The sequence below is a fragment of the Pseudomonas putida genome, from assembly GCF_002741075.1.
In the GTDB taxonomy this organism is placed as follows: domain Bacteria; phylum Pseudomonadota; class Gammaproteobacteria; order Pseudomonadales; family Pseudomonadaceae; genus Aquipseudomonas; species Aquipseudomonas putida_T.
Genome location: NZ_CP016634.1, coordinates 5099721 through 5121543, shown reverse-complemented (window position 1 = coordinate 5121543; position 21823 = coordinate 5099721). Strand labels below are relative to the sequence as shown.

The window sequence follows — 21823 nt, the reverse complement described above, 5'->3', positions numbered from 1 at the left end:
GAATGAAGATGACGCTACCGCTGTTTCCCCTCGATACCGTGCTGTTTCCCGGCTGCTTGCTCGATCTGCAGATCTTCGAGGCGCGCTACCTGGACATGATCAGCCGTTGCATGAAACAGGGCGGTGGATTTGGTGTGGTGTGCATCCTCGAGGGCGAGCAGGTCGGCAAGGCGCCGCCGGTGGTGGCCTCGGTCGGCTGCGAGGCGCTGATCCGCGATTTCGTGCAGCAGGAGAATGGCTTGCTGGGCATTCGGGTGGAAGGCGTGCGACGTTTTCGCCTGGCGCAGACCGAAGTGCAGAAGGACCAACTGATGGTCGGCGACGTGCATTGGCTGCCGGAGCTGGCGGACAGCGCGTTGTCCGAGCGGGACGACGACCTGCTGGCGCTGCTGCAGGCCTTGGGTGAACACCCGATGGTCGCGGCGCTGGACATGCCGCGGGCCGTGGATGGGTGCCAGTCTCTGGCCAACCAGCTGGGCTATCTGTTGCCCTTCATGGAAGAGGACAAGCTCGATCTTTTGGCCATCGACTCACCGCAGTTGCGGCTCGAGGCCATCCAGAACCTGCTGGACCGCATCCAGGGCGAGCTGTTCGCCTGAACTGCTCGTGCAGTGCGGTAGACGCAACGATCCTTTGTATTCGCAGGTAAACCCACTCCCACAGAAAACAGCGCAAGCCCTGTAGGAGCGGATTTACCCGTAAATGCGGCTGCGAGTACACCGAAGTGGTCGCGTCTCAATATTTGTAGCGCAACAGCGCCTGGGGCAGGGCGTGCAGGGCGAAGAACGCCAGCAGTGCCACGCAGGCCGGCAGCACCAACCACCACACGCGCAACGGCAGGGCCCGCAACGGCTGGCGATGCTGCACCAGGGTCAGGCTCAACGCACACACGCAACATGCCAGCAGCGCACCGGCCAGGATATCGGTCGGCCAATGAACGCCCAGATACACTCGCGACAAGGCAATTGCCAGCGCCGGCAGGCAGCCCAGCATCACCCACGTCAAGCGCATGCGTGGCGGCTGGCCGCGTCCGGCCAGCACCGCCAGCACCAGGAAGAACGCAAACGACGCCGAACTGTGGCCGCTGGGCATGCTGTAGCTGGTCAGTGGGTCGGTCAGTACTTCAGGGCGTGTCCGGGCGAACAGCCATTTCAGCGTGCCGTTGGCGATCGCCGTGCCCATCAATGCGCCACCGGCGAACAGGGCGTGACGCCATTGTCGCGCCAGCAGCAGCAGCCCGGTAAGCAAGCCGCCCAGGAACAACTGGGTTCGAAAATCCCCCAAGCGGGTGACCAGCACCACGGCGCCATCGACTGCCTGGCTGCGGTGCTCCTGGACCAGCGTCATGATCCCCTGGTCGAATTCTTGCAGATACGGCCAGCCAAGGAATATGCCCGTCAGGGCGACAACGCTCAGGCCGGTGATCAGGCGCGTGCCGTTGCGCTGATCACGCAGGCTGCTGTTGAGGCTCAGGCCGATCAGCACCGCCAGCGTCCCGGCGATGATGCCTGCATCCAGCCAGAATCCTTCCGGCAAGGGCAGGCGCATGGCCGCCCCGGTGGCCCAGCCCGGCAGCAGGTAGGCCACCGACCAGCCGGCGCCGGCCAGCAGGCTGACAGCGATGAAGCGTGGCAGAGGCATGTCGAACATACCCGCGACCATAGGCAGCATCGGCCGCAGCGGGCCAATGAAGCGTCCTACCAGCAGGCTGGCGATGCCATAGCGGTGGAAGTAGGCCTCGGCGCTGCCTATCCATTCCGGATGATGGCGCAGCAACGGCAAGCGCCAGATGTTCTGATGGAAGCGTTTGCCGAGCGTGTAGGACACCGCATCCCCCAGCAGCCCGCCAAGAAAGCCCAGCAGCAACGTCTCGCCGAGGCTGAAGGCGCCGCTGCCGGCCAGTACGGCCACGGCGAACAGCAAAACAGTACCCGGCACGATGATGCCGGCGATGGCCAGGCATTCCACGCAGGCCACCAGGAAAATCGCCAGGCCAAGCCACTGAGGGTTGGCGCTGAGCCAGCCGGTCAGGCTGTCGAGCCATTGGCCCATGGAGTCAGCTTCCTTGTTTCAGTATGGAAAAATCACGCCCTTCGACTTGGCCCCGGCGCAGCGGGTTCCGTGTGCAGAAGCGCGCGTACTCGGCATCGACGAAGCGGTAGGGAAGGTGTTCGTCGCGGCCATGAGGGATGCCCAGGCGGGTGGTCTGGATCACTTGCGTAATGATGGCGCCGCAGTCTTCGACATATAGGCGCTCAGGGTCGAAGCGCTTGGCGTCCCAGTTCGGCACCTTCAGCCCCAAGGCTCGACACAGCAGCGTCTGCCCCGCGCACAGGCGCTCGGCCGGGCGCAGGGCGCCGCTGGAATCGGGGTTGTTCAGTTGCATCTGCGCCAGGCTGTTGGCATCGGAAATGGCATCGACCCATGGGTAGGCGGATTTTATCAACACAGCGTTGCCCGGGCCGTGGGCGCTGAAGTTCAGCGAGTCGCCGCCGCGGGCGTAGTACATGTAGATATGCCCACCATCGAGGAACAGCGCCTTGCGTTTTTCCGTGTAGCCGAGCGAGGCGTGGCTGCCCTTGTCGGTGAGGTAGTAGGCCTCGGTCTCGATGATGCGTGCCGCGAGCCAGAGATTGCCCTGGCGATGACGGATCACCTTGCCCAGAAGATCCCGGGCCAAGGTCTGGGCGTCACGGTCGAAGAAACTGTCCGGCAGGGCGCGGGCCGGGCAGGGGGCGGTGTCTGGCATGCTGTCGGCTCGTGGTGGTAGGGGCGCAGATGATAGCAATTAATGGCTTAATCGAGGCTGAACCGAGGGGCGCGGTGTCCTTCTCGCGGGTAAACCAGCTGCCACAGTCGTGCGCTGATTTCTGTAGGGGTGGGTGTGTCCGCGAACCGCTTGATGGAAATTCGATATGGGTGGTTACATCTTTCCTACAGATACTGTCGTTCATTTTCGACCATCCGCCACCCGCCGCTGGGCGTACCCGAGCGTGCCAGTTATAATCAGCCGATTTCCCCTTCGCCAAGACACTGAGCCCATGACTGAGTCCGTTCTTGACTACATGACCCGCCTGGGTCACGCCGCCCGTGAGGCCTCGCGCGTGATCGGCCGTGCCAGCACCGCGCAGAAGAACCGCGCCCTGCAGGCCGCCGCAGACGCCCTGGACGCCGCCCGTGCCGAGCTGACCGCAGCCAATGAACAGGACCTGGCCAATGGCCGCGCCAATGGCCTGGAGCCAGCCTTGCTGGATCGCCTGGCCCTGACCCCGGCGCGCATCGACGGCATGATCACCGGCCTGCGCCAGGTGGCCAGCCTGCCGGATCCGGTCGGTGCCATCCGTGACATGAGCTACCGCCCGTCGGGCATCCAGGTTGGCAAGATGCGCGTGCCGCTGGGCGTGATCGGGATCATCTACGAGTCGCGCCCGAACGTGACCATCGACGCCGCCAGCCTGTGCCTGAAGTCCGGCAACGCCACCATCCTGCGTGGCGGCTCCGAAGCCATTCATTCCAACCGCGCCATCGCCGCCTGCATCCAGCGCGGCCTGGCCGAGGCCGGCTTGCCGGCAGCTGTGGTCCAGGTGGTTGAGACCACCGACCGCGCGGCCGTGGGTGCGCTGATCAGCATGCCTGAGTTCGTCGACGTCATCGTGCCGCGCGGCGGCCGTGGCCTGATCGAGCGCATCAGCCGTGACGCCCGGGTACCGGTGATCAAGCACCTGGACGGCATCTGCCACGTCTACGTCGACCAGCATGCCGACCTGGACAAGGCCTGGCGCGTCGCGTTCAACGCCAAGACTTACCGCTATGGCATCTGCGGCGCCATGGAGACGTTGCTGGTGGATGCCAGTGTCGCCGAGGCGTTCCTGCCGGAAATGGCCCGCCGCTTCCAGGAGAAGGGCGTCGAACTGCGCGGCTGCGAACGCACTCGGGCGATCATCGCTGCCAATCCGGCCAGCGAAGATGACTGGCACACCGAGTACCTCGACGCGATCCTGTCGATCCGTGTCGTCGATGGCCTGGACACGGCCATCGAGCACATCAACCACTACGGCTCGCACCACACCGACTCGATCATCACCGAGCACCAGGGCCAGGCCCGGCGCTTCATGGCCGAGGTCGACTCGGCTTCGGTGATGCTCAACACCCCGACCTGCTTTGCCGATGGTTTCGAGTACGGCCTGGGCGCGGAGATCGGCATCTCCACCGACAAGCTGCACGCCCGCGGCCCGGTCGGTCTGGAAGGGCTGACCTGTGAGAAGTACGTGGTGATCGGTGACGGCCAGCTGCGCGGCCAGGAGTCCTGCTGAGTTGAGCAAGGCCCAGGCAGTCCGGCGCATCGGCATTCTCGGCGGCACCTTCGATCCCGTGCACATCGGTCACCTGCGCAGCGCGCTGGAAGTGGCCGAGTTCATGGCGTTGGATGAGCTGCGCCTGTTGCCCAACGCCCGGCCGCCGCACCGCGATACCCCGCAGGTGGCGCCGCAGGACCGTCTGGCGATGGTGCGCTGCGCCGTGGCCGGGGTCGAACGGTTGAGCGTGGATGCCCGGGAGCTTGCACGGGACAAACCGTCTTACACCATTGATACCTTGGAGTCGATCCGCGCCGAACTGGGCGCTGACGACCAGCTGTTCCTGGTGCTGGGTTGGGACGCGTTCTGCGGCCTGCCCAGCTGGCATCGCTGGGAAGAGCTTTTGCAACACTGTCACATCCTGGTGCTGCAACGCCCGGATGCCGATGTCGAACCCCCTGACGAGCTGCGCAACCTGCTGGCTGCGCGCTCGGAGAGCGATCCCACCGCCATGTCCGGCCCGGCGGGGCACATTTCGTTCGTCTGGCAGACACCGCTCGCGGTGTCCGCCACGCAGATCCGACAGCTGCTGGCCAGCGGCAAGTCGGTACGGTTCCTGGTGCCGGACGCAGTACTGGCCTATATCGAGGCGCACGACCTTTACCGTGCGTCGCACTGACGGCGCCACCAGGCGCCTCATTCATGAATTGAACGAGTTTCTTATGAGCAAGCAGAAAATTACCGGCGAAGAGCTGGTCAACCTGGCCAAATCGGCTTTGGAAGACGTCAAGGCCCAGGACATCCAGGTCATCGACGTGCGTGAAAAACACAGCCTGACCGACTACATGATCATCGCCACCGGTACCTCCAACCGGCAGATCAACGCGATGGCCGAGAAGGTCCGCGAAATCGTCAAGCTCCAGGGCGTGCAGCCGCTGGGCGAAGAAGGCAAGGGTGATAGCGACTGGGTCCTGCTGGACCTCAATGACGTCATCGTGCACATGATGACTGCCGCAGCGCGTCAGTTCTACGACCTCGAGCGCCTGTGGCTGGGTGCCGAGCAAAGCCGCTCCGCCGACGGCAAGCACCACAGCCCGGAAAACGCCCACAGCTATTCCGAAAACCTCAAGGACCGGAGCTGAGGACGCGCCGTGCGCCTGCGCCTGATCGCAGTCGGCTCGCGCATGCCCCGCTGGGTCGAGGAAGGCTGGCATGAATATGCCAAGCGCCTGCCCCCGGAGCTGTCGTTGGAGCTGGTGGAGATTCCGCTGAACACCCGTGGCAAGAATGCCGATGTCGCTCGCCTGATTCGTCAGGAGGGTGAGGCCATGCTGGCCAAGGTTCAGCCTGGGGAACGCATCGTCACCCTCGAGGTCCATGGCAAGCCCTGGAGTACCGAGCAACTGGCGGGTGAGCTGGACCGTTGGCGCCTGGATGCGCGTACGGTCAATCTCATGGTGGGAGGCCCGGAAGGCCTGGCGCCGGAGGTCTGCGCACGCAGCGAACAGCGTTGGTCGCTGTCGCCACTGACCCTGCCGCACCCGTTGGTAAGGATACTGATCGGCGAGCAGATCTATCGCGCCTGGACCGTATTGTCCGGGCACCCTTACCACAAATGAGCCTGTAAGCCCGTCCGATGTCGCAGCCGATTCGTCTGAAGGACCATGAGAAAGACGCCCGCCTGGTGCGCAGCCGCGTCGTGGTCGGCGCGGTGGCGGTCGTGCTGCTGGTGTGCGTCCTGATCGCCCGGCTGTACTACCTGCAGGTCATCCAGTACGACTACCACTCCACGCTTTCGGAAAACAACCGGGTGCACGTGCAGCCGATCCCGCCGACCCGCGGGCTGATTTTCGACCGCAACGGGGTGATCGTCGCCGACAACCGTCCCAGTTTCAGCCTGACCATGACCCGCGAGCGCTCAGGTGACTGGCACCAGGTGCTGGATACCATCGTCGAGGTACTGGAGCTGACCCCCGATGACCGGGCCTTGTTCGAAAAGCGCATGAAGCAGGGGCGCAGGCCATTCGAGCCTGTGCCGATTCTGTTCGAGCTCAACGAGGAGCAGATCGCCCGCATCGCGGTGAACCAGTTCCGCCTGCCGGGCGTGGACGTGGCGGCGCAATTGGTGCGCCATTACCCTCAGGGTGCTCATTTTGCGCATTCGGTGGGGTATGTGGGGCGGATCAACGAGAAGGAGCTCAAGAGCCTCGATCCGGTCAACTACAGTGGCACCCACCATATCGGCAAGACCGGCATCGAGCGTTTCTATGAGGCCGAACTGCACGGCCAGGTGGGCTACGAGGAAGTCGAGACCAACGCCCGAGGTCGGGTCCTGCGGGTGCTAAAACGCACCGATCCGGAGCCAGGCAAGGACATCGTCCTGAGCCTGGACATCAAGCTGCAGGAGGCCGCCGAGGCGGCCCTGGGCGGGCGGCGGGGGGCGCTGGTGGCTTTGGATCCGCGCACGGGCGAGGTGTTGGCCATGGTCAGCCAGCCGAGCTTCGACCCCAATCTGTTCGTCACCGGCATCAGCTTCAAGGCCTATGCCGAGCTGCGCGATTCGATCGACCGACCGCTGTTCAACCGTGTCCTACGTGGGCTCTATCCGCCGGGTTCGACCATCAAGCCGGCGGTGGCCATCGCCGGCCTGGACAGTGGTGTGGTGACCTCGAGCAGTCGCGTGTTCGACCCGGGCTACTACCAGTTGCCCAACTACGACCACAAGTACCGTAACTGGAACCGGACCGGTGACGGCTGGGTCGATCTGGACACTGCGATCATGCGCTCCAACGACACCTACTTCTACGACCTTGCCCACAAGATGGGGATCGATCGACTGTCCAGCTACATGAACAAGTTCGGCATCGGCCAGAAGGTGTCCCTCGACATGTTCGAGGAATCCCCTGGGCTGATGCCGTCGCGCGAATGGAAGCGCGCCACGCGCCGTCAGGCCTGGTTCCCTGGCGAGACCCTGATCCTCGGTATCGGCCAAGGCTACATGCAGGCCACGCCGCTGCAACTGGCCCAGGCCACGGCGTTGATCGCCAACAAAGGCAAGTGGAACCGCCCGCACCTGGCCAAGACCATCGAAGGCAAGCCGCCGGTGGACGAGAACCCGATGGAAGACATTGTGCTACGTGACAAGTCCGATTGGGCCAAGGTCACCCACGGCATGGAGCAGGTGATGCACGGCGCCCGGGGTACCGCGCGCAAGGCCGCGCTGGGCTCCCAGTACCGCATCGCCGGCAAGAGCGGCACCGCCCAGGTGGTGGCGATCAAGCAAGGCGAGAAATATGACCGCAACAAACTCCAGGAGCGTCACCGCGACCACGCCTTGTTCGTCGCCTTCGCCCCCGCCGAAGATCCGAAGATCGTGGTCTCGGTGATGGTCGAGAACGGCGAGTCCGGCTCCGGCGTCGCAGCGCCTGTCGTGCGCCAGGTGATGGACGCCTGGCTGCTCGACGAGAACGGCCGGCTCAAACCCGAGTTCGCGCCCGCCACCGTTGTCCAGGAATCGGCCCAGTGAAGAACAATTTCGATCGCATGCTCTCCAGCGAGGACGTGATGCGTCGCCGCGCCAGCTTCCTGCAGCGCATCCATGTCGATGGCCCTTTGTTGGTGATCCTGCTGACCCTGGCGGCCGGCAGCCTGTTCGTCCTCTATTCGGCCAGTGGCAAGAACTGGGACCTGCTGCTCAAGCAGGCGACGTCGTTCGGCATCGGCCTGGTGTCGATGTTCGTCATCGCCCAGCTCGAGCCGCGTTTCATGGCGCGCTGGGTGCCCCTGGCCTATGTGGTCGGGGTGCTGCTGCTGGTGGTGGTGGACGTCATGGGCCACAACGCCATGGGGGCCACACGCTGGATCAACATCCCGGGGGTCATCCGCTTCCAGCCTTCGGAGTTCATGAAGATCATCATGCCGGCGACCATCGCCTGGTACCTGTCCAAGCGCACCTTGCCGCCGCACCTCAAGCATGTGGCGATCAGTCTGGTACTGATCGGCGTGCCGTTCATTCTCATCGTGCGCCAGCCGGACCTGGGGACGGCGCTGCTGATCCTGGCCTCGGGCGCCTTCGTGCTGTTCATGGGAGGGCTGCGCTGGCGCTGGATCATCAGTGTGGTCGCCGCGGCAGTACCGGTGGCGGTGGCGATGTGGTTCTTCGTCATGCACGACTACCAGAAGCAACGGGTGCTGACCTTCCTCGACCCCGAGAGCGACCCGCTGGGCACGGGCTGGAACATCATCCAATCCAAGGCGGCGATCGGCTCGGGCGGTGTGTTCGGCAAAGGCTGGCTGCTGGGCACCCAGTCGCACCTGGACTTCCTCCCGGAAAGCCACACCGACTTCATCATCGCGGTGCTTGGCGAGGAGTTCGGCCTGGTCGGCATCTGTCTGTTGCTACTGATCTATCTGTTACTGATTGGCCGAGGGCTGGTGATCACCGCCCAGGCCCAGACGTTGTTCGGTAAGTTGCTCGCTGGCAGCTTGACCATGACGTTCTTTGTATATGTATTCGTCAATATCGGTATGGTCAGTGGCCTTCTGCCCGTGGTTGGCGTGCCGCTGCCCTTCATTAGCTATGGCGGAACTTCGTTGGTGACGCTGCTGTCAGCGTTTGGCGTTTTGATGTCGATCCATACGCACCGCAAATGGATTGCACAGGTTTGAATAAGGTGAAGAATTTCATGCAAGTAGTGCGTGGCTGGGCTGCCCGTTGTGCGCCGTGGATTGGCGCGATGGGTTTGTTCGGCGCAGTCCAGCAGGCCAATGCCGGCGACTATGATGGCTCGCCCCAGGTGGCCGAGTTCGTCGGCGAAATGACCCGCGACTACGGCTTCGCCGGCGAGCAATTGATGGGCGTGTTCCGTGAGGTACAGCGCAAGCAGTCGATTCTCGATGCGATCTCGCGGCCGGCCGAGCGGGTCAAGCCGTGGAAGGAATACCGCCCGATGTTCATCACCGACGCGCGCATCGCGCGTGGTGTGGACTTCTGGCGCCAGCACGAAGAGGCGCTGGCCCGTGCCGAGCAGGAGTACGGCGTACCGGCCCAGGTGATCGTCGCGATTATTGGCGTCGAAACCTTTTTCGGGCGCAATACCGGCAGCTACCGGGTGATCGATGCGTTGTCGACCCTGGGCTTCGACTATCCGCCTCGGTCGGAATTCTTCCGCAAGGAACTGCGAGAGTTCCTCCTGCTGGCCCGCGAAGAACAGCTCGACCCGCTGACCCTCAAAGGCTCCTACGCCGGGGCCATGGGCCTGCCGCAGTTCATGCCCAGCAGCTTCCGCAGCTATGCCGTGGATTTCGACGGCGACGGCCATATCAATATCTGGAACAACCCCACCGATGCCATCGGCAGCGTCGCCAGTTACTTCAAGCGCCACGGCTGGGTGGCCGGCGAGCCGGTGGTCAGCCGCGCGCTGGTGCTCGGCGAGCGCGCCGACGAAGGCCTGACCACCGGTATCGAGCCGGTCAAGACCGTCGGGGAGTTGCGAGCGCTGGGTTGGTCGAGTCATGATGCGCTGCGCGATGATCTGTCGGTTACCGCCTTCCGTCTGGAGGGCGACAACGGCCCCGAATACTGGATGGGCCTTAAGAACTTCTACGCGATCACGCGTTACAACCGCAGCGTGATGTACGCCATGGCGGTGCATCAGCTTTCGGAACAGCTGGTTCAAGCACGGGGCGTCAAGTAATGCGCGCAAATCTCTCTGCCAACACCTTCAAACTGCTGACCTGCCTGACGGTCGGCATGCTGCTGGTCAGCTGCTCTTCCAGCCGCCCGACCCCGCAGGGCGGCAATGTCGTGCGCGCCCAGCCAGGTCTTGATATCAACCGTGCCCACAAGGACGGTGCGCCTTGGTGGGACGTGGACGTGAACAAGATTCCCGACGCCACCCCGACCGTGCACACCGGCGCCTACAAGGCCAACCCCTACACGGTGTTGGGCAAGACCTACTACCCGATGCAGGACTCACGCAACTACCGCGCCGAGGGTACGGCGTCGTGGTACGGCACCAAGTTCCACGGCCAGAACACCGCCAACGGCGAGCTCTACGACCTGTACGGCATGAGCGCGGCGCACAAGACCTTGCCGCTGCCCGCATATGTACGGGTGACCAACCTGGCCAACGGCCGCAGCGTGATCCTGCGTGTCAACGACCGTGGCCCGTTCTATTCCGACCGCATCATCGACCTTTCCTACGCTGCGGCGAAGAAGCTCGGCTACGCCGAGATCGGCACGGCGCATGTGCGTGTCGAAGGCATCGACCCGCAGCAGTGGTGGGCCCAGCGTGGCCAGCAACCGCCAATGGTGCTCAAGGAGCCACAGGTCGCCCAGACCCAGGCGATTCCTGCCAGCACCGGCCGTGTCGAGCAATGGACCCCGCCGCCGCAGCAACACGCAGCGCCGGTGGTGCCAGTGCAGGTGGGCGGCAACAATGTGCCTGCCGGCAATGGTGGCAGCTTCCTGCAGGTGGGCGCCTTCGCCAACCCGGATGCCGCCGAGCTGTTGCGCGCCAAGCTGAGCACCATGGTCAGCGCGCCGGTGTTCATCAGCTCCATCGTGCGTAACCAGCAGACCCTGCACCGTGTGCGTCTGGGGCCGATCAACAGCCAGGGCGAGATCCAACAGGCCCAGGACAGCATTCGCCTGGCCAACCTGGGGCAGGCCAAGCTGGTCACTGCCGACTGATTTATCTGAGCGACAAGCCATGAGCTGAAAGGTGCAAGGTGGAAGGGGCCAGCCTCGGGGCTGGCTTTTCCTTGTGGCTTGAAGCTTGCCACTCAAGCTGTCGGTTTTGTCATGAATTGCCGGGCGCTCCCATGTACAATGTCGGCTTTTGCCCGCCGCGACACAAAGCCGCATTTTGCGGGCCTGGCCCATGGCCGCAAAACTAGCCTGACTGGCGCTGGGCACACGATGTGTCCCAGGGAACATCAGACCTTTAGCGATTTTAGAGAGACGGATGAACATCACCAACCTTGCCAAACGACTTTGCCTGCCCGTTCTGCTGATGATCATGCCTGCTGCCTTCGCAGCAGAGCAGATGATGCCAGCGCCACCACAACTGGCCGCCAAGTCCTATGTACTCATGGATGCGTCCAGCGGCAACGTGCTGGTCGAGAACAACGGTGACGAGCGCCTGCCGCCGGCCAGCCTGACCAAGCTGATGACCGCTTACATCGCCACCCTGGATATCCGTCGTGGCCAGATCGGCGAGAACGACCCGGTCACCGTCAGCGAGAACGCCTGGCGCACCGGTGGTTCGCGCATGTTCATCAAGGTTGGCAGCCAGGTCAGCGTCAGCGACCTGCTGCACGGCATCATCATCCAGTCGGGCAACGACGCCTCTGTCGCCCTGGCCGAGCACATCGCCGGCAGTGAAGACGCCTTCGCCGACATGATGAACAAGGCCGCCGCCGACCTGGGCATGAGCAACAGCCACTTCATGAACCCCACCGGCCTGCCGAACCCGGAGCACTACTCCTCGGCCCACGACATGGCCCTGCTGGCGCGCGCGATCATCGACGAAGATCCGGCCCACTATGCGATTTACTCGCAGAAAGAGTTCTACTGGAACAACATCAAGCAGCCCAACCGCAACCTGCTGCTGTGGCGTGACAAGACCGTCGATGGCTTGAAGACCGGCCACACCGACGAAGCCGGCTATTGCATGGTGGCTTCGGCCGTTCGCGACGGCCAGCGCCTGATCGCCGTGGTGTTCGGCACCAACAGCGAGCAGTCCCGCGCCGCCGAGACCCAGAAGCTGCTGACCTATGGCTTCCGCTTCTTCGAAACCCAGACCTTCTACCAGAAGGGCACCGAGCTGACCCAGTCTCCGGTCTGGAAAGGCGCCACCAGCCAAGTGAAGGCCGGTCTGGCCAACGACCTGACCCTGACTATGCCTAAAGGCCAATTGAAGCGCCTGCAGGCTTCGATGACCATGAACCCGCAACTGACCGCCCCGATCGCCAAAGGTGACGTGATCGGTAAAGTTGAAGTCAAACTGGACGAAAAAGTGGTTCACAGCGCTGACCTCATCGCCCTCGACGGCGTCGAGGAAGGTGGTTTCTTCCGCCGTATGTGGGATAGCATCCGTCTGTTCTTCTACGGGTTGTTCAACTGATACGTGACCTGCACGCCCCCGCGGATCCTGCGGGGGCGTTGTTGTTGCCACGGCTTACGAGGCCGTTTCCGCCATGAGCGAACCTGACGTCAAGTCGCACAAGATCGAATTCCCCTGCGACGATTACCCAATCAAGGTAATCGGCGATACCGTGGTCGGTTTCAAGGACACCGTGATCGAGATCCTGAGCAAATATGCCAAGGTCGATCTGTCCACCCTGGCCGAACGCCAAAGCAAGGAAGGCAAGTACACCACGGTGCAGTTGCACATCGTTGCCGAAAGCGAGAACCAACTGCACGATATCAACAGCGCCCTGCGCGCGACCGGCATCGTGAAAATGGTGCTCTGATGCCTTCCTGCCTCGGTTTTCGCGATCTTGGCCTGCAGCCCTATGAACCGGTGCTGGAGGCCATGCGGCGCTTTACCGAGCAACGCGGCCCGGACAGCCAGGATGAAATCTGGCTGGTCGAGCACCCCTCGGTCTTTACCCAGGGGCAGGCCGGCAAGGCCGAGCACCTGTTGGTCCCCGGCGACATCCCGGTGGTGCAGACCGACCGTGGCGGCCAGGTGACCTACCATGGCCCCGGCCAGCTGGTGGCCTACCTGTTGCTGGATGTGCGTCGCCTGGGGTTTGGGGTGCGCGAGCTGGTCAGTCGGATCGAGCACAGCCTGATCGACTTGTTGGACAGCTATGACGTCCAGGCGGTGGCCAAACCCGATGCGCCTGGCGTGTATGTCGACGGGGCGAAGATAGCCTCCCTCGGCCTTCGAATCCGCAATGGCCGTTCTTTCCACGGCCTTGCCCTGAACGTGGACATGGACCTTGCGCCATTCCGCCGAATCAACCCCTGTGGGTATGCGGGGCTGGCCATGACCCAGCTGCGTGACCTGGCAGGTCCGATCGAACTCTCCGAGGTCAGGACAAGGCTGCGCGGACAGCTGGTCAAGCACCTCGACTACGCTGAGCAGACGACCCTCACGGGCGGAATCGACTGAATATGACAACAACTGTGCAAGAAGCCGTGCCGAACCCGGTACCCACCCAGGACGCCGCCGCGCGTCCCGCGCCAAAGAAAGTCGAAGCAGGCGTGAAGCTGCGCGGTGCTGAGAAGGTCGCGCGTATCCCGGTCAAGATCATCCCCACCGAAGAACTGCCGAAGAAGCCAGACTGGATTCGCGTGCGCATCCCAGTTTCCCCGGAAGTCGATCGGATCAAGCAACTGCTGCGCAAGCACAAGCTGCACAGTGTGTGTGAAGAAGCTTCCTGCCCGAACCTGGGCGAGTGCTTCTCCGGTGGCACCGCGACCTTCATGATCATGGGTGACATCTGCACCCGTCGCTGCCCATTCTGTGACGTCGGTCACGGTCGGCCGAAGCCATTGGACCTCGACGAGCCGAAGAACCTGGCAGTGGCCATCGCCGACCTGCGCCTGAAGTACGTGGTCATCACCTCGGTGGACCGCGACGACCTGCGTGACGGCGGTGCCCAGCACTTCGCCGACTGCATCCGCGAGATTCGCGCTCTGTCCCCTGGTATTCAGCTGGAGACCCTGGTGCCGGACTACCGGGGTCGCATGGACGTTGCCCTGGAAATCACCGCCCAGGAGCCGCCGGATGTGTTCAACCACAACCTTGAGACCGTACCGCGTCTGTACAAGGCCGCGCGTCCGGGTTCGGACTACGATTGGTCGCTGGACCTGCTGCAGAAGTTCAAGCAGATGGTCCCGCATGTACCGACCAAGTCGGGGCTGATGCTCGGCCTCGGCGAGACCGACGAAGAAGTCATCGAAGTGATGCATCGCATGCGCGAGCATGACATCGACATGCTGACCCTTGGCCAGTACCTGCAGCCATCGCGCAGCCACCTGCCGGTGCAACGTTTCGTGCATCCGGATACCTTCGCCTGGTTCGCCGAGGAAGGTTACAAGATGGGCTTCAAGAACGTCGCCTCCGGCCCGCTGGTACGTTCGTCGTACCACGCCGACCAGCAGGCCCACGAAGCCAAGATCAAGCTCTGAGCCTGGCTGAGTGATCGATGCCGATGCACGCCGGGAGGCGGCATCGGCATTTTTGTTTCTGGGGCCTGGCCCTTACCTGCAAGGAACTGCTCGATGAATTGCGTTGAAACCCCGGATGCATATCTGCCCGCAGCGCTGCCCCGCAATGCTTGTCTTGCCATCATCGCCCCGGCAGGCCCGGCCAGGTTGGATGCGCGCAAGGCAAGCCAGTGGTTCGCCAGTCGCGGCTACCAGTGCCGCTTGTTCCCGGGCGTCAATCAGGCTGAAGGCTACCTCGCCGGCCCAGACCAGCAGCGTCTGGATGACCTGCATGCGGCGTTCGCCGACCCTGAAATCGACGCCATCCTGTGCATGCGCGGCGGTTACGGCAGCATGCGCCTGCTGGATCGACTCGATTTCGACCTGATTCGCCAGCACCCCAAACCCCTGATCGGCTACAGCGACATCACAGCCCTGCACACGGCGCTCCAGCGCCACGCTGGGCTCATTACCTTCCATGGCGGCATGCTCAATGCCGATCTGCTCGGCGCGAAGCAGGAGCCGACCGTCAGTTCGTTGTTCGATCAACTGGGCGGCAAGGTCAGCCAAGGGAGTGTACTGGTCCATCCCGACGCCTACCCATTGACCTGCGTGAGCCCTGGTGTGGCCAGCGGGCGTTTGCTGGGTGGCAATCTGTCGGTGCTGTGTGCGACCTTGGGGACGGTGGGCGAGATCGACAGCCAGGGCTGCATCCTGTTCATCGAGGACGTCAACGAGCCGCTCTACCGCGTTGATCGGCTGCTGACCCAATTACGTCTGGCCGGCAAGCTGGAGAGGATTCGCGGTGTGCTGGTGGGCGATTTTGCCGGAATCACCGTGCCAGCGATGACGCCGCTGCTGACGGATATTTTCGGGCCGTTGGGTATCCCGGTGTTGGCAGGCTGGCGCAGTGGGCATTGTGACCCCAACCTGTGTCTGCCGCTGGGGGCCAGGGTGAGGTTGGACAGTCAGGCGATGCAGCTGTCATTGGAGCAGTCGTTATTTGAGCGATAAGGTCTGTTCGCGCTGGCCTTGAGGCTTGCCTGAAGCCTGTGGGAGCGGGTTTCCCCGCGAACGCGGTAGTACATCCACCTACCGATTCGCGGGCAAACCCGACTCCACAGGGCGGTGCCTGCTACCCGTTCAGGGCCGACGCAGACTGTCGAGCAGCTTATGGGTTGGATACCCGTCGGCCGGCCAACCTAGCGCCTGCTGGGCATTGCGGATGGCCTTGCGGGTATTGGCGCCGATGATGCCATCGGCATTGCCAGCCTCGTGGCCACTGGCGTTGAGCAGATCCTGCAGCTCGATGCGCTCGCTGCGGCTCAGCGGCAGGTCATCCTTGGGCCAGCTGCCGGCGATGAAGCCCCAGCCATAGAAGCGATCACCCAGCAGGCTCACCGCCAGGGCGTAGGACGAGGAATTGTTGTACTTCAGGATCGCCCGGAAGTTGTCCAGCACCAGGAACGCCGGGCCACGCGCCCCCGCCGGCAACAGCAGGGCGGCGGACAGCTGATTGCTGCCTGAGGGCAGTTGGGTGCCGGCGGGCAGCTTCACGCCCAGTTGCAGCCATTCGCTGACGCTCTTTCGCTGCGCGCCGTCGGCCAGCCAGTAGTCGAAGCCTGCGGGGACCTGCACTTCGAAGCCCCACGTTTGGCCGCGTTTCCACCCCGAGCTTTGCAGATAGTGGGCCGTGGAGGCCAGGGCGTCAGCGGTGCTGTTCCAGATGTCGCGGCGACCATCGCCGTCGAAGTCGACTGCGTGGGTGTTGTAGGTGGTGGGGATGAACTGGGTCTGGCCCATGGCCCCGGCCCAGGAGCCGCGCATGGCGTCGGGCTGGATGTCGCCGTTCTGCAGGATCTGCAGGGCGGCGATCAATTGGTCCTGGGCGAAGGTCGGGCGACGGCCTTCGTAGGCCAGGGTCGCCAGGGAGCGGATCACCGATTTGTTGCCCTGGAACTGACCGAAGTTGCTTTCCATGCCCCAGACCGATACCAGCACCTGGCGGTCTACGCCATAGCGCTGCTCGATGCGCGACAACAGCTCGGCATGTTGTTCGAGCAGCTTCTTGCCATTGCGCACGCGCAGCGGTGACAGGGCTCCGTCGAGGTATTCCCAGACCGGGCGGGCGAATTCGGGCTGGCTGCGGTCGGCCTTGATCACGTCCATGTCGGGCGTGACGCCGAGGAAGGCGCGATCGAAGGTGCTGGCGCTGATGCCGGCCTGCAACGCCTGCTGGCGGAAGCCTGCCTGCCATTGGGCGAAGGTCTGCAGGGGCTGGATTTCGTTGCTGGTGTCGGGCGCGGTGCCCGGCAGAGTCACGTTCGGCGCAGGCTGCGCGGGGGCTAGCGGCAAGGCGTCGGCGGCGGTGGGTTTTTCCGCGCAGGCGACGAGCAGGATAAAGCTGGAGGCTGCGATCAGCTGGCGAGAGGGCCAACGCAGGGACAGACGAAAGGGCATGCACAGATCCAGAATTGCGGTTCAGGTGCCGACCATATCATGACTCGGGGGTTCCTGCCTTCATGCGGCCAAAAAGCAAGAAGCCTCCCAATCTCTCGATTGGAAGGCTTCGCGGCGGTAGCTGCCTTTGCCCTTGTTCGGTCGTTCCTGGCGGCATCGGAACAGTGGCTGGGCGATGATGGACTTGGCCTTGTTCGGGCCGTGCTTTTTCGGCTTCTTGCTCATGGCGGATACCCTGGTTGGGTGGATGTCGGGGCGCACTGTAAGACCCGGGCGGGGCAGGGGCCAATTGATTGTGTGTATGGGCAGATGGGCTGGCTTGCAGCTCTGGTGGTCGGGGCTGCCGTGCAGCCCATTGCAGGTTCCTACAGGGATTGTGCGGGCAAACCTACTCGGCAGGCAGCGCCAGACGCTGCCCGGCCATCAGCAGAGATAGCCGCGCGAGGCCTGTCCAGGGCGAGCCTTCGGCCTGGCCCTTGATCTGTGCATCGATGCGCTGGGCGTCCTGCAGCAACTGCGCCCAGCGTTGGGCGGACAGTCGTTGCAGGGCCTTGCTGACCAGGGGGCGGCGTTTGTCCCACACAGGCGGCCGCGCCTGGCTGAAGGCCTTGTCCAGCGGCACGCCTTGGCTGAACTGCTGGGCAAGCCCTGCCAGCAGGCGCAACTCGCGGGCCAGGGCCCAGAGGATGACCGGCGGCTCGACCCCTTCGCCGCGCAAACCTTCCAGCATGCGCAGGGTGTGGGCCGCTTCGCCATTGAGGATGGCATCGACCAGCCCGAACACGTCGAAGCGTGCGCTGTCGGCGACGGCAGCCTGCACGGTCTCTACCGTGATTTGGTTGCCTTCGGCCAACAATTTGAGTTTTTCGATCTCCTGGGCAGCGGCCAGCAGGTTACCTTCGACTCGCGCGGCGATCAGGTCGACTGCATCACGTTGAGCGGACAGCCCGGCCTGGGACAGCCGCTGGTTGATCCACTGTGGCAGTTGCTGGGCGTCGACCGGCCAGATCTGGATGAACTGGCAGTGCTGGCCTTCGATCAGCGCTTTGCCCCATTTGGTCTTCTGCGCGCTGGCATCGAGCTTGGGCAGGCTGACCAGCAGCAAGGTGTCCTCGGCGGGGTTGGCGCAGTACTCCATCAACGCGGCGGCGCCCTTGTCGCCAGGCTTGCCCGAGGGCAGGCGCAGCTCCAGCAGACGTCGCTGGGCGAACAATGAGAGGCTGGCGCCGGCCTGGAGCAGGGTGCCCCAGTCGAAGTTGGCGTCGGCACTGAACACCTGGCGTTCGTCGAAGCCCTGCTGGTGAGCCGCGGTGCGGATGGCATCGGCGGCTTCCTGGCACAGCAGTGGATCGTCGCCGCTGACCACGTAGACCGGGGCCAGGGCACCTTGCAGGTGTTTGTTGAGTTGGGCGGGAGAGAGCTTCATGGTGGATACGGGGGCACCCGAGGGTGCCCCGTTCGGCCTCGGTCAGTTGGCCGGTACTTCCATGGGGGATTGCTGCGGCGTTTCGTCCTGCTGACGGCGGGCTGCCTCCTGGGCCTGGGCTTCGGCCTTGGCGCGATCTTCCGCTTCGCGCTGCAGGTCGTCCAGGTGGGCCGGGGTCAGCATCTGCAGGCGAACGAGCATGGCCTGGATCAGGTCGCGGCGCATTTCCTCGCGTGCCTGGGTGGCTTCCTGGTCGGAACCGGTGATGTTGTCGCCGTCATGCACGTAAATCTTGCGCACTTCGACCTTGTCGCTCAGCAGCGGGACGTCGTTCAGGCCCAGCATGCTGTAGTTGAGCACGGTGGTGAGTTCGTATTCGACCGACCGGTTACCGCCGCTGTAGGTGGCGGCGCGCTGGGTTTGCTGCTCGTCGGTCAGTACCAGGCGGTAGGGGGCGCCGGTATGGACATTCACGCCGTTGCGCTGAAGGGTTTCGCGCAGCTCGGTCACGGTCTCGCCATAGGCGTTGCGCGCGCGCAGGTCCATTTCCTTGATGCTCAGCTCGGTGGTGCCGGTGCCGCGCAGCTGGAAACCGCAGGCACTGAGCACGACGGCCAGGCCTATTACCAGCAGATTGCGTTTGATCATGTTGTAGCTCCCTTGTGGGCCGATTCCGCCCGCCCGCGATTTGCGCGGGCGGGCGTTGCCATCAGTTGGCGACGATGTTGACCAGCTTGCCCGGTACCACGATGACCTTGCGGATGGTCAGACCATCGATGAAGCGCAGGACATTCTCGTTGCTGCGGGCGGCGGCTTCGATCTCTTCACGGCTGGCGCTGGCGGGCATTTCGACTTGGCCACGCAGCTTGCCGTTGACCTGGACCACCAGGGTGATGCTGTCTTGCACCAGGGCGCTTTCGTCGACGCTCGGCCAAGTGGCATCGATCACGGCCTGGGCGTGACCCAGGTGCTTCCACAGTTCATGGCTGATGTGCGGCGTGATCGGGGCCAGCAGCAGGGTCACGGCCTCCAGGCCTTCCTGCAGCAGGGCACGGTCCTGCTCGGTGGCTTGTGGGGCTTTTTCCAGCACGTTCATCACGGTCATCACCTGGGCGATGGCGGTGTTGAACTTGTGGAACTGGCCCACGTCGATACTGGCCTGCTTGATGGCGGCGTGGATGGCGCGGCGGATGGTCTTCTGCGCATCGTCCAGCGCGGCGACGTCCAGCTTGCCCGGCAGGCCCTGGCTCACGTGGGCCTGGGCCAGGCGCCAGACTCGGCGCAGGAAGCGGCTGGCACCCTCGACGCCGGAGTCGGACCACTCCAGGCTCATGTCGGGTGGCGAGGCGAACATCATGAACAGACGGCAGGTGTCGGCGCCGTAGGCGTCGATCATGGCCTGTGGGTCCACGCCGTTGTTCTTGGACTTGGACATCTTCTCGGTGCCGCCGATTTCCACCGGCTGGCCGTCGGTCTTCAGGCGGGCGCCGATGATCTTGGCCTTGGCGTCACGCTCGACCTCCACGTCGGCCGGGTTGAACCACTCCTTGCCGCCGTTGCTGGCAGTGCGGTAGTAGGTCTCGGCGACCACCATGCCCTGGGTCAGCAGGTTCTTGAACGGCTCGTTGGACGTGACCAAGCCTTCGTCGCGCATCAGCTTGTGGAAGAAACGCGCGTACAGCAGGTGCAGGATGGCGTGTTCGATACCGCCGATATATTGATCGACCGGCAGCCAGTGGTTGGCCGCTTTCGGGTCGACCATGCCGCCTTCGTAGTTTGGCGAGGCGTAGCGCGCGAAGTACCAGGACGACTCGACGAAGGTGTCCATGGTGTCGGTTTCACGCTTGGCCGCGGCGCCGCATTTCGGGCAGCTGCATTCGTAGAATTCAGGCATGCGCGCCAGCGGCGAGCCTGCGCCGTCCGGCACGACGTTCTCGGGCAGGGTGACCGGCAGTTGGTCTTCTGGTACCGGCACGTCGCCGCAGGACGGGCAGTGGATGATCGGGATCGGGCAGCCCCAGTAGCGCTGGCGGCTGATGCCCCAGTCGCGCAGGCGGAACTGGGTGCGCGATTTGCCCAGCTCCTTGCGGATCAGCGCGGCTTCGATGGCGTCGAAAGCACCTGCGAAGTCCAGGCCGTCGAACTCGCCGGAGTTGATCAGCTGGCCGTGTTCGCCATAGGCGGGCAGCCACTCGCTGCCGACGTCGTCGCCGGCGCTGGTGCGTACCACGGCCTTGAGCGGCAGGTTGTACTTGTGGGCGAACTCGAAGTCGCGCTCGTCGTGGGCCGGAACGGCCATCACGGCGCCATCGCCGTAGTGCATCAGCACGTAGTTGGCGACCCAGACTGGCAGCTTTTCACCGGTCAGCGGGTGTTCGACGAACAGGGAAGTGGGCATGCCCTTCTTCTCCTGGGTGGCCATGTCGGCCTCGGCGACGCTGCCGCTCTTGCATTCGTCGATGAACGCCTGCAACGCCGGGTTACCCTGGGCAGCCTGGGTGGCCAGCGGGTGCTCGGCGGCAACGGCGACGTAGGTCGCGCCCATCAGGGTGTCCGGACGGGTGGTGAAGACCTTCAAGGTGCCTTTATGGCCGATGCTCGCCTGGTCGTACGGGAACTGCACTTCCATGCCGCGGGACTTGCCGATCCAGTTGCGCTGCATGGTCTTGACCTGCTCAGGCCAGCCCGGCAGCTCGTCGAGGCTTTCCAGCAGCTCGTCGGCGTAGTCGGTGATGCGGAAGTAGTACATCGGGATTTCGCGCTTCTCGATCAGCGCGCCCGAACGCCAGCCACGGCCGTCGATGACCTGTTCGTTGGCCAGGACGGTCTGATCGGCCGGGTCCCAGTTCACGGTGCCGTTCTTGCGGTAGATGACGCCTTTTTCGAACAGGCGGGTGAACAGCCACTGTTCCCAGCGGTAGTAGTCCGGCTTGCAGGTGGTGACTTCACGCGACCAGTCGATGGCAAGCCCCAGGCTCTTGAGCTGGGTCTTCATGTAGTCGATGTTTTCGTACGTCCACTTGGCCGGGGCGACGTTGTTCTTCATCGCGGCGTTTTCGGCCGGCATGCCGAAGGCGTCCCAGCCCATCGGCTGTAGGACGTTCTTGCCCAGCATGCGCTGGTAGCGGGCAATCACGTCGCCGATGGTGTAGTTGCGCACGTGGCCCATGTGTAGCTTGCCGCTCGGGTACGGGAACATCGACAGGCAGTAGTAGGTGTCCTTGCCTGGCTGTTCGGTAACAGCGAACGATTGTTGCTCGTCCCAGAAGGTCTGGGCGGCGGCTTCGATATCACGGGGCGTGTATTGTTCGTGCATGGCTACTTTGTGCTGAGAGAGATAAGGACCCTGTTTCCAGGCAGCGGAACCTCGCTGCGTCCGGCACTGCGGTGTCGTTGGAGTGAACGCCGTAGCATACATGAGCGCCGCGCATCGTGGGAAACCTTGAATGCGGCCCTGGGGCCGTTGGTCGCGGCACC

Annotated in this window: 21 protein-coding genes; 14 read left to right on the top strand and 7 right to left on the bottom strand. The window is 63.8% G+C overall.

Annotated features, from left to right (window positions below; all coding sequences use genetic code 11):
* Positions 1 to 8 precede the first annotated feature (8 nt).
* Entirely contained in the window at positions 9 to 599 is a 591-nt protein-coding gene (locus IEC33019_RS23900; protein WP_070092278.1) for an LON peptidase substrate-binding domain-containing protein, read from the top strand.
* Positions 600 to 735: 136 nt separating this feature from the next.
* Here the strand turns inward: IEC33019_RS23900 and IEC33019_RS23895 are convergent, their stop codons facing one another.
* The gene (locus IEC33019_RS23895; RefSeq protein WP_099593963.1) at positions 736 to 2052 is read right to left on the bottom strand and encodes a bifunctional DedA family/phosphatase PAP2 family protein; all 1317 of its coding nucleotides are present in this window, start codon (positions 2050 to 2052) and stop codon (positions 736 to 738) included.
* A gap of 4 nt (positions 2053 to 2056) precedes the next feature.
* Positions 2057 to 2749 (bottom strand): DNA-3-methyladenine glycosylase, encoded by a 693-nt coding sequence (locus IEC33019_RS23890; RefSeq protein ID WP_070092177.1) that lies wholly within the window; start codon positions 2747 to 2749, stop codon positions 2057 to 2059.
* Between the two features lie 292 nt (positions 2750 to 3041).
* On the opposite strand from IEC33019_RS23890, the gene IEC33019_RS23885 reads away from it, so the two are divergent.
* The 13 genes from IEC33019_RS23885 (at position 3042) to IEC33019_RS23825 (ending at position 15474) form a co-directional block, all read left to right on the top strand.
* Entirely contained in the window at positions 3042 to 4313 is a 1272-nt protein-coding gene (locus tag IEC33019_RS23885) for a glutamate-5-semialdehyde dehydrogenase (protein WP_070092178.1), read from the top strand.
* Between the two features lies 1 nt (position 4314).
* The gene (gene nadD, locus IEC33019_RS23880; protein WP_070092179.1) at positions 4315 to 4974 is read left to right on the top strand and encodes a nicotinate-nucleotide adenylyltransferase; all 660 of its coding nucleotides are present in this window, start codon (positions 4315 to 4317) and stop codon (positions 4972 to 4974) included.
* Between the two features lie 43 nt (positions 4975 to 5017).
* Positions 5018 to 5437 carry a ribosome silencing factor gene (gene rsfS, locus IEC33019_RS23875; RefSeq protein WP_070092180.1) on the top strand — a complete coding sequence of 140 codons (420 nt, stop codon included), beginning with the start codon at positions 5018 to 5020 and terminating at the stop codon, positions 5435 to 5437.
* A gap of 9 nt (positions 5438 to 5446) precedes the next feature.
* Entirely contained in the window at positions 5447 to 5914 is a 468-nt protein-coding gene (gene rlmH, locus IEC33019_RS23870) for a 23S rRNA (pseudouridine(1915)-N(3))-methyltransferase RlmH (protein WP_070092181.1), read from the top strand.
* A gap of 17 nt (positions 5915 to 5931) precedes the next feature.
* Complete coding sequence (gene mrdA, locus IEC33019_RS23865; RefSeq protein ID WP_070092182.1) at positions 5932 to 7821, top strand: penicillin-binding protein 2; 1890 nt, start codon at positions 5932 to 5934, stop codon at positions 7819 to 7821.
* Positions 7822 to 7859: 38 nt separating this feature from the next.
* Positions 7860 to 8963 carry a rod shape-determining protein RodA gene (gene rodA / locus IEC33019_RS23860; RefSeq protein WP_070092279.1) on the top strand — a complete coding sequence of 368 codons (1104 nt, stop codon included), beginning with the start codon at positions 7860 to 7862 and terminating at the stop codon, positions 8961 to 8963.
* Between the two features lie 5 nt (positions 8964 to 8968).
* Complete coding sequence (mltB, locus tag IEC33019_RS23855) at positions 8969 to 9991, top strand: lytic murein transglycosylase B (protein ID WP_170831759.1); 1023 nt, start codon at positions 8969 to 8971, stop codon at positions 9989 to 9991.
* The gene (locus IEC33019_RS23850) at positions 9991 to 10989 is read left to right on the top strand and encodes a septal ring lytic transglycosylase RlpA family protein (RefSeq protein WP_070092183.1); all 999 of its coding nucleotides are present in this window, start codon (positions 9991 to 9993) and stop codon (positions 10987 to 10989) included. The genes mltB and IEC33019_RS23850 overlap by 1 nt, the downstream gene beginning before the upstream one ends.
* A gap of 274 nt (positions 10990 to 11263) precedes the next feature.
* Positions 11264 to 12424: a D-alanyl-D-alanine carboxypeptidase family protein gene (locus IEC33019_RS23845; RefSeq protein WP_070092184.1), complete on the top strand. Its 1161-nt coding sequence runs from the start codon at positions 11264 to 11266 to the stop codon at positions 12422 to 12424.
* Between the two features lie 73 nt (positions 12425 to 12497).
* On the top strand, positions 12498 to 12773 hold the full coding sequence (locus IEC33019_RS23840; RefSeq protein WP_043211184.1) for a DUF493 domain-containing protein: 276 nt from the start codon (positions 12498 to 12500) through the stop codon (positions 12771 to 12773).
* Complete coding sequence (gene lipB, locus IEC33019_RS23835) at positions 12773 to 13420, top strand: lipoyl(octanoyl) transferase LipB (protein ID WP_070092185.1); 648 nt, start codon at positions 12773 to 12775, stop codon at positions 13418 to 13420. The genes IEC33019_RS23840 and lipB overlap by 1 nt, the downstream gene beginning before the upstream one ends.
* Positions 13421 to 13422: 2 nt before the next feature.
* Positions 13423 to 14442 (top strand): lipoyl synthase, encoded by a 1020-nt coding sequence (gene lipA, locus IEC33019_RS23830; protein WP_043211188.1) that lies wholly within the window; start codon positions 13423 to 13425, stop codon positions 14440 to 14442.
* 93 nt (positions 14443 to 14535) lie between these two features.
* Positions 14536 to 15474, top strand: a complete 939-nt coding sequence (locus tag IEC33019_RS23825) for a S66 peptidase family protein (RefSeq protein ID WP_070092186.1) — start codon at positions 14536 to 14538, stop codon at positions 15472 to 15474.
* Between the two features lie 129 nt (positions 15475 to 15603).
* Here the strand turns inward: IEC33019_RS23825 and IEC33019_RS23820 are convergent, their stop codons facing one another.
* From IEC33019_RS23820 to leuS, 5 genes are all read right to left on the bottom strand, one after another.
* Positions 15604 to 16920 carry a lytic murein transglycosylase gene (locus IEC33019_RS23820; RefSeq protein WP_070092187.1) on the bottom strand — a complete coding sequence of 439 codons (1317 nt, stop codon included), beginning with the start codon at positions 16918 to 16920 and terminating at the stop codon, positions 15604 to 15606.
* Positions 16921 to 16980: 60 nt separating this feature from the next.
* Positions 16981 to 17145, bottom strand: coding sequence for an alternative ribosome rescue factor ArfA (gene arfA, locus IEC33019_RS23815; protein WP_043211193.1), 165 nt, complete (start codon positions 17143 to 17145; stop codon positions 16981 to 16983).
* Between the two features lie 163 nt (positions 17146 to 17308).
* A complete protein-coding gene (gene holA, locus IEC33019_RS23810) occupies positions 17309 to 18346 on the bottom strand; it encodes a DNA polymerase III subunit delta (protein WP_070092188.1) in 1038 nt (345 codons plus the stop codon).
* A gap of 42 nt (positions 18347 to 18388) precedes the next feature.
* The gene (lptE, locus tag IEC33019_RS23805) at positions 18389 to 18994 is read right to left on the bottom strand and encodes an LPS-assembly lipoprotein LptE (RefSeq protein WP_070092189.1); all 606 of its coding nucleotides are present in this window, start codon (positions 18992 to 18994) and stop codon (positions 18389 to 18391) included.
* Between the two features lie 61 nt (positions 18995 to 19055).
* Complete coding sequence (leuS, locus tag IEC33019_RS23800) at positions 19056 to 21662, bottom strand: leucine--tRNA ligase (RefSeq protein WP_070092190.1); 2607 nt, start codon at positions 21660 to 21662, stop codon at positions 19056 to 19058.
* Positions 21663 to 21823 lie beyond the last annotated feature (161 nt).

Excerpts from the sequence above, each read along its gene's own strand:
- IEC33019_RS23900 (WP_070092278.1), top strand. The coding sequence starts at position 9 with ATGACGCTACCGCTGTTTCCCCTCGATACCGTGCTGTTTCCCGGCTGC.
- IEC33019_RS23895 (WP_099593963.1), bottom strand. The coding sequence starts at position 2,052 with ATGGGCCAATGGCTCGACAGCCTGACCGGCTGGCTCAGCGCCAACCCT.
- IEC33019_RS23890 (WP_070092177.1), bottom strand. The coding sequence starts at position 2,749 with ATGCCAGACACCGCCCCCTGCCCGGCCCGCGCCCTGCCGGACAGTTTC.
- IEC33019_RS23885 (WP_070092178.1), top strand. The coding sequence starts at position 3,042 with ATGACTGAGTCCGTTCTTGACTACATGACCCGCCTGGGTCACGCCGCC.
- rsfS (WP_070092180.1), top strand. The coding sequence starts at position 5,018 with ATGAGCAAGCAGAAAATTACCGGCGAAGAGCTGGTCAACCTGGCCAAA.
- mrdA (WP_070092182.1), top strand. The coding sequence starts at position 5,932 with ATGTCGCAGCCGATTCGTCTGAAGGACCATGAGAAAGACGCCCGCCTG.
- rodA (WP_070092279.1), top strand. The coding sequence starts at position 7,860 with ATGCGTCGCCGCGCCAGCTTCCTGCAGCGCATCCATGTCGATGGCCCT.
- IEC33019_RS23850 (WP_070092183.1), top strand. The coding sequence starts at position 9,991 with ATGCGCGCAAATCTCTCTGCCAACACCTTCAAACTGCTGACCTGCCTG.
- IEC33019_RS23845 (WP_070092184.1), top strand. The coding sequence starts at position 11,264 with ATGAACATCACCAACCTTGCCAAACGACTTTGCCTGCCCGTTCTGCTG.
- IEC33019_RS23840 (WP_043211184.1), top strand. The coding sequence starts at position 12,498 with ATGAGCGAACCTGACGTCAAGTCGCACAAGATCGAATTCCCCTGCGAC.
- lipB (WP_070092185.1), top strand. The coding sequence starts at position 12,773 with ATGCCTTCCTGCCTCGGTTTTCGCGATCTTGGCCTGCAGCCCTATGAA.
- lipA (WP_043211188.1), top strand. The coding sequence starts at position 13,423 with ATGACAACAACTGTGCAAGAAGCCGTGCCGAACCCGGTACCCACCCAG.
- IEC33019_RS23825 (WP_070092186.1), top strand. The coding sequence starts at position 14,536 with ATGAATTGCGTTGAAACCCCGGATGCATATCTGCCCGCAGCGCTGCCC.
- IEC33019_RS23820 (WP_070092187.1), bottom strand. The coding sequence starts at position 16,920 with ATGCCCTTTCGTCTGTCCCTGCGTTGGCCCTCTCGCCAGCTGATCGCA.
- arfA (WP_043211193.1), bottom strand. The coding sequence starts at position 17,145 with ATGAGCAAGAAGCCGAAAAAGCACGGCCCGAACAAGGCCAAGTCCATC.
- holA (WP_070092188.1), bottom strand. The coding sequence starts at position 18,346 with ATGAAGCTCTCTCCCGCCCAACTCAACAAACACCTGCAAGGTGCCCTG.
- lptE (WP_070092189.1), bottom strand. The coding sequence starts at position 18,994 with ATGATCAAACGCAATCTGCTGGTAATAGGCCTGGCCGTCGTGCTCAGT.
- leuS (WP_070092190.1), bottom strand. The coding sequence starts at position 21,662 with ATGCACGAACAATACACGCCCCGTGATATCGAAGCCGCCGCCCAGACC.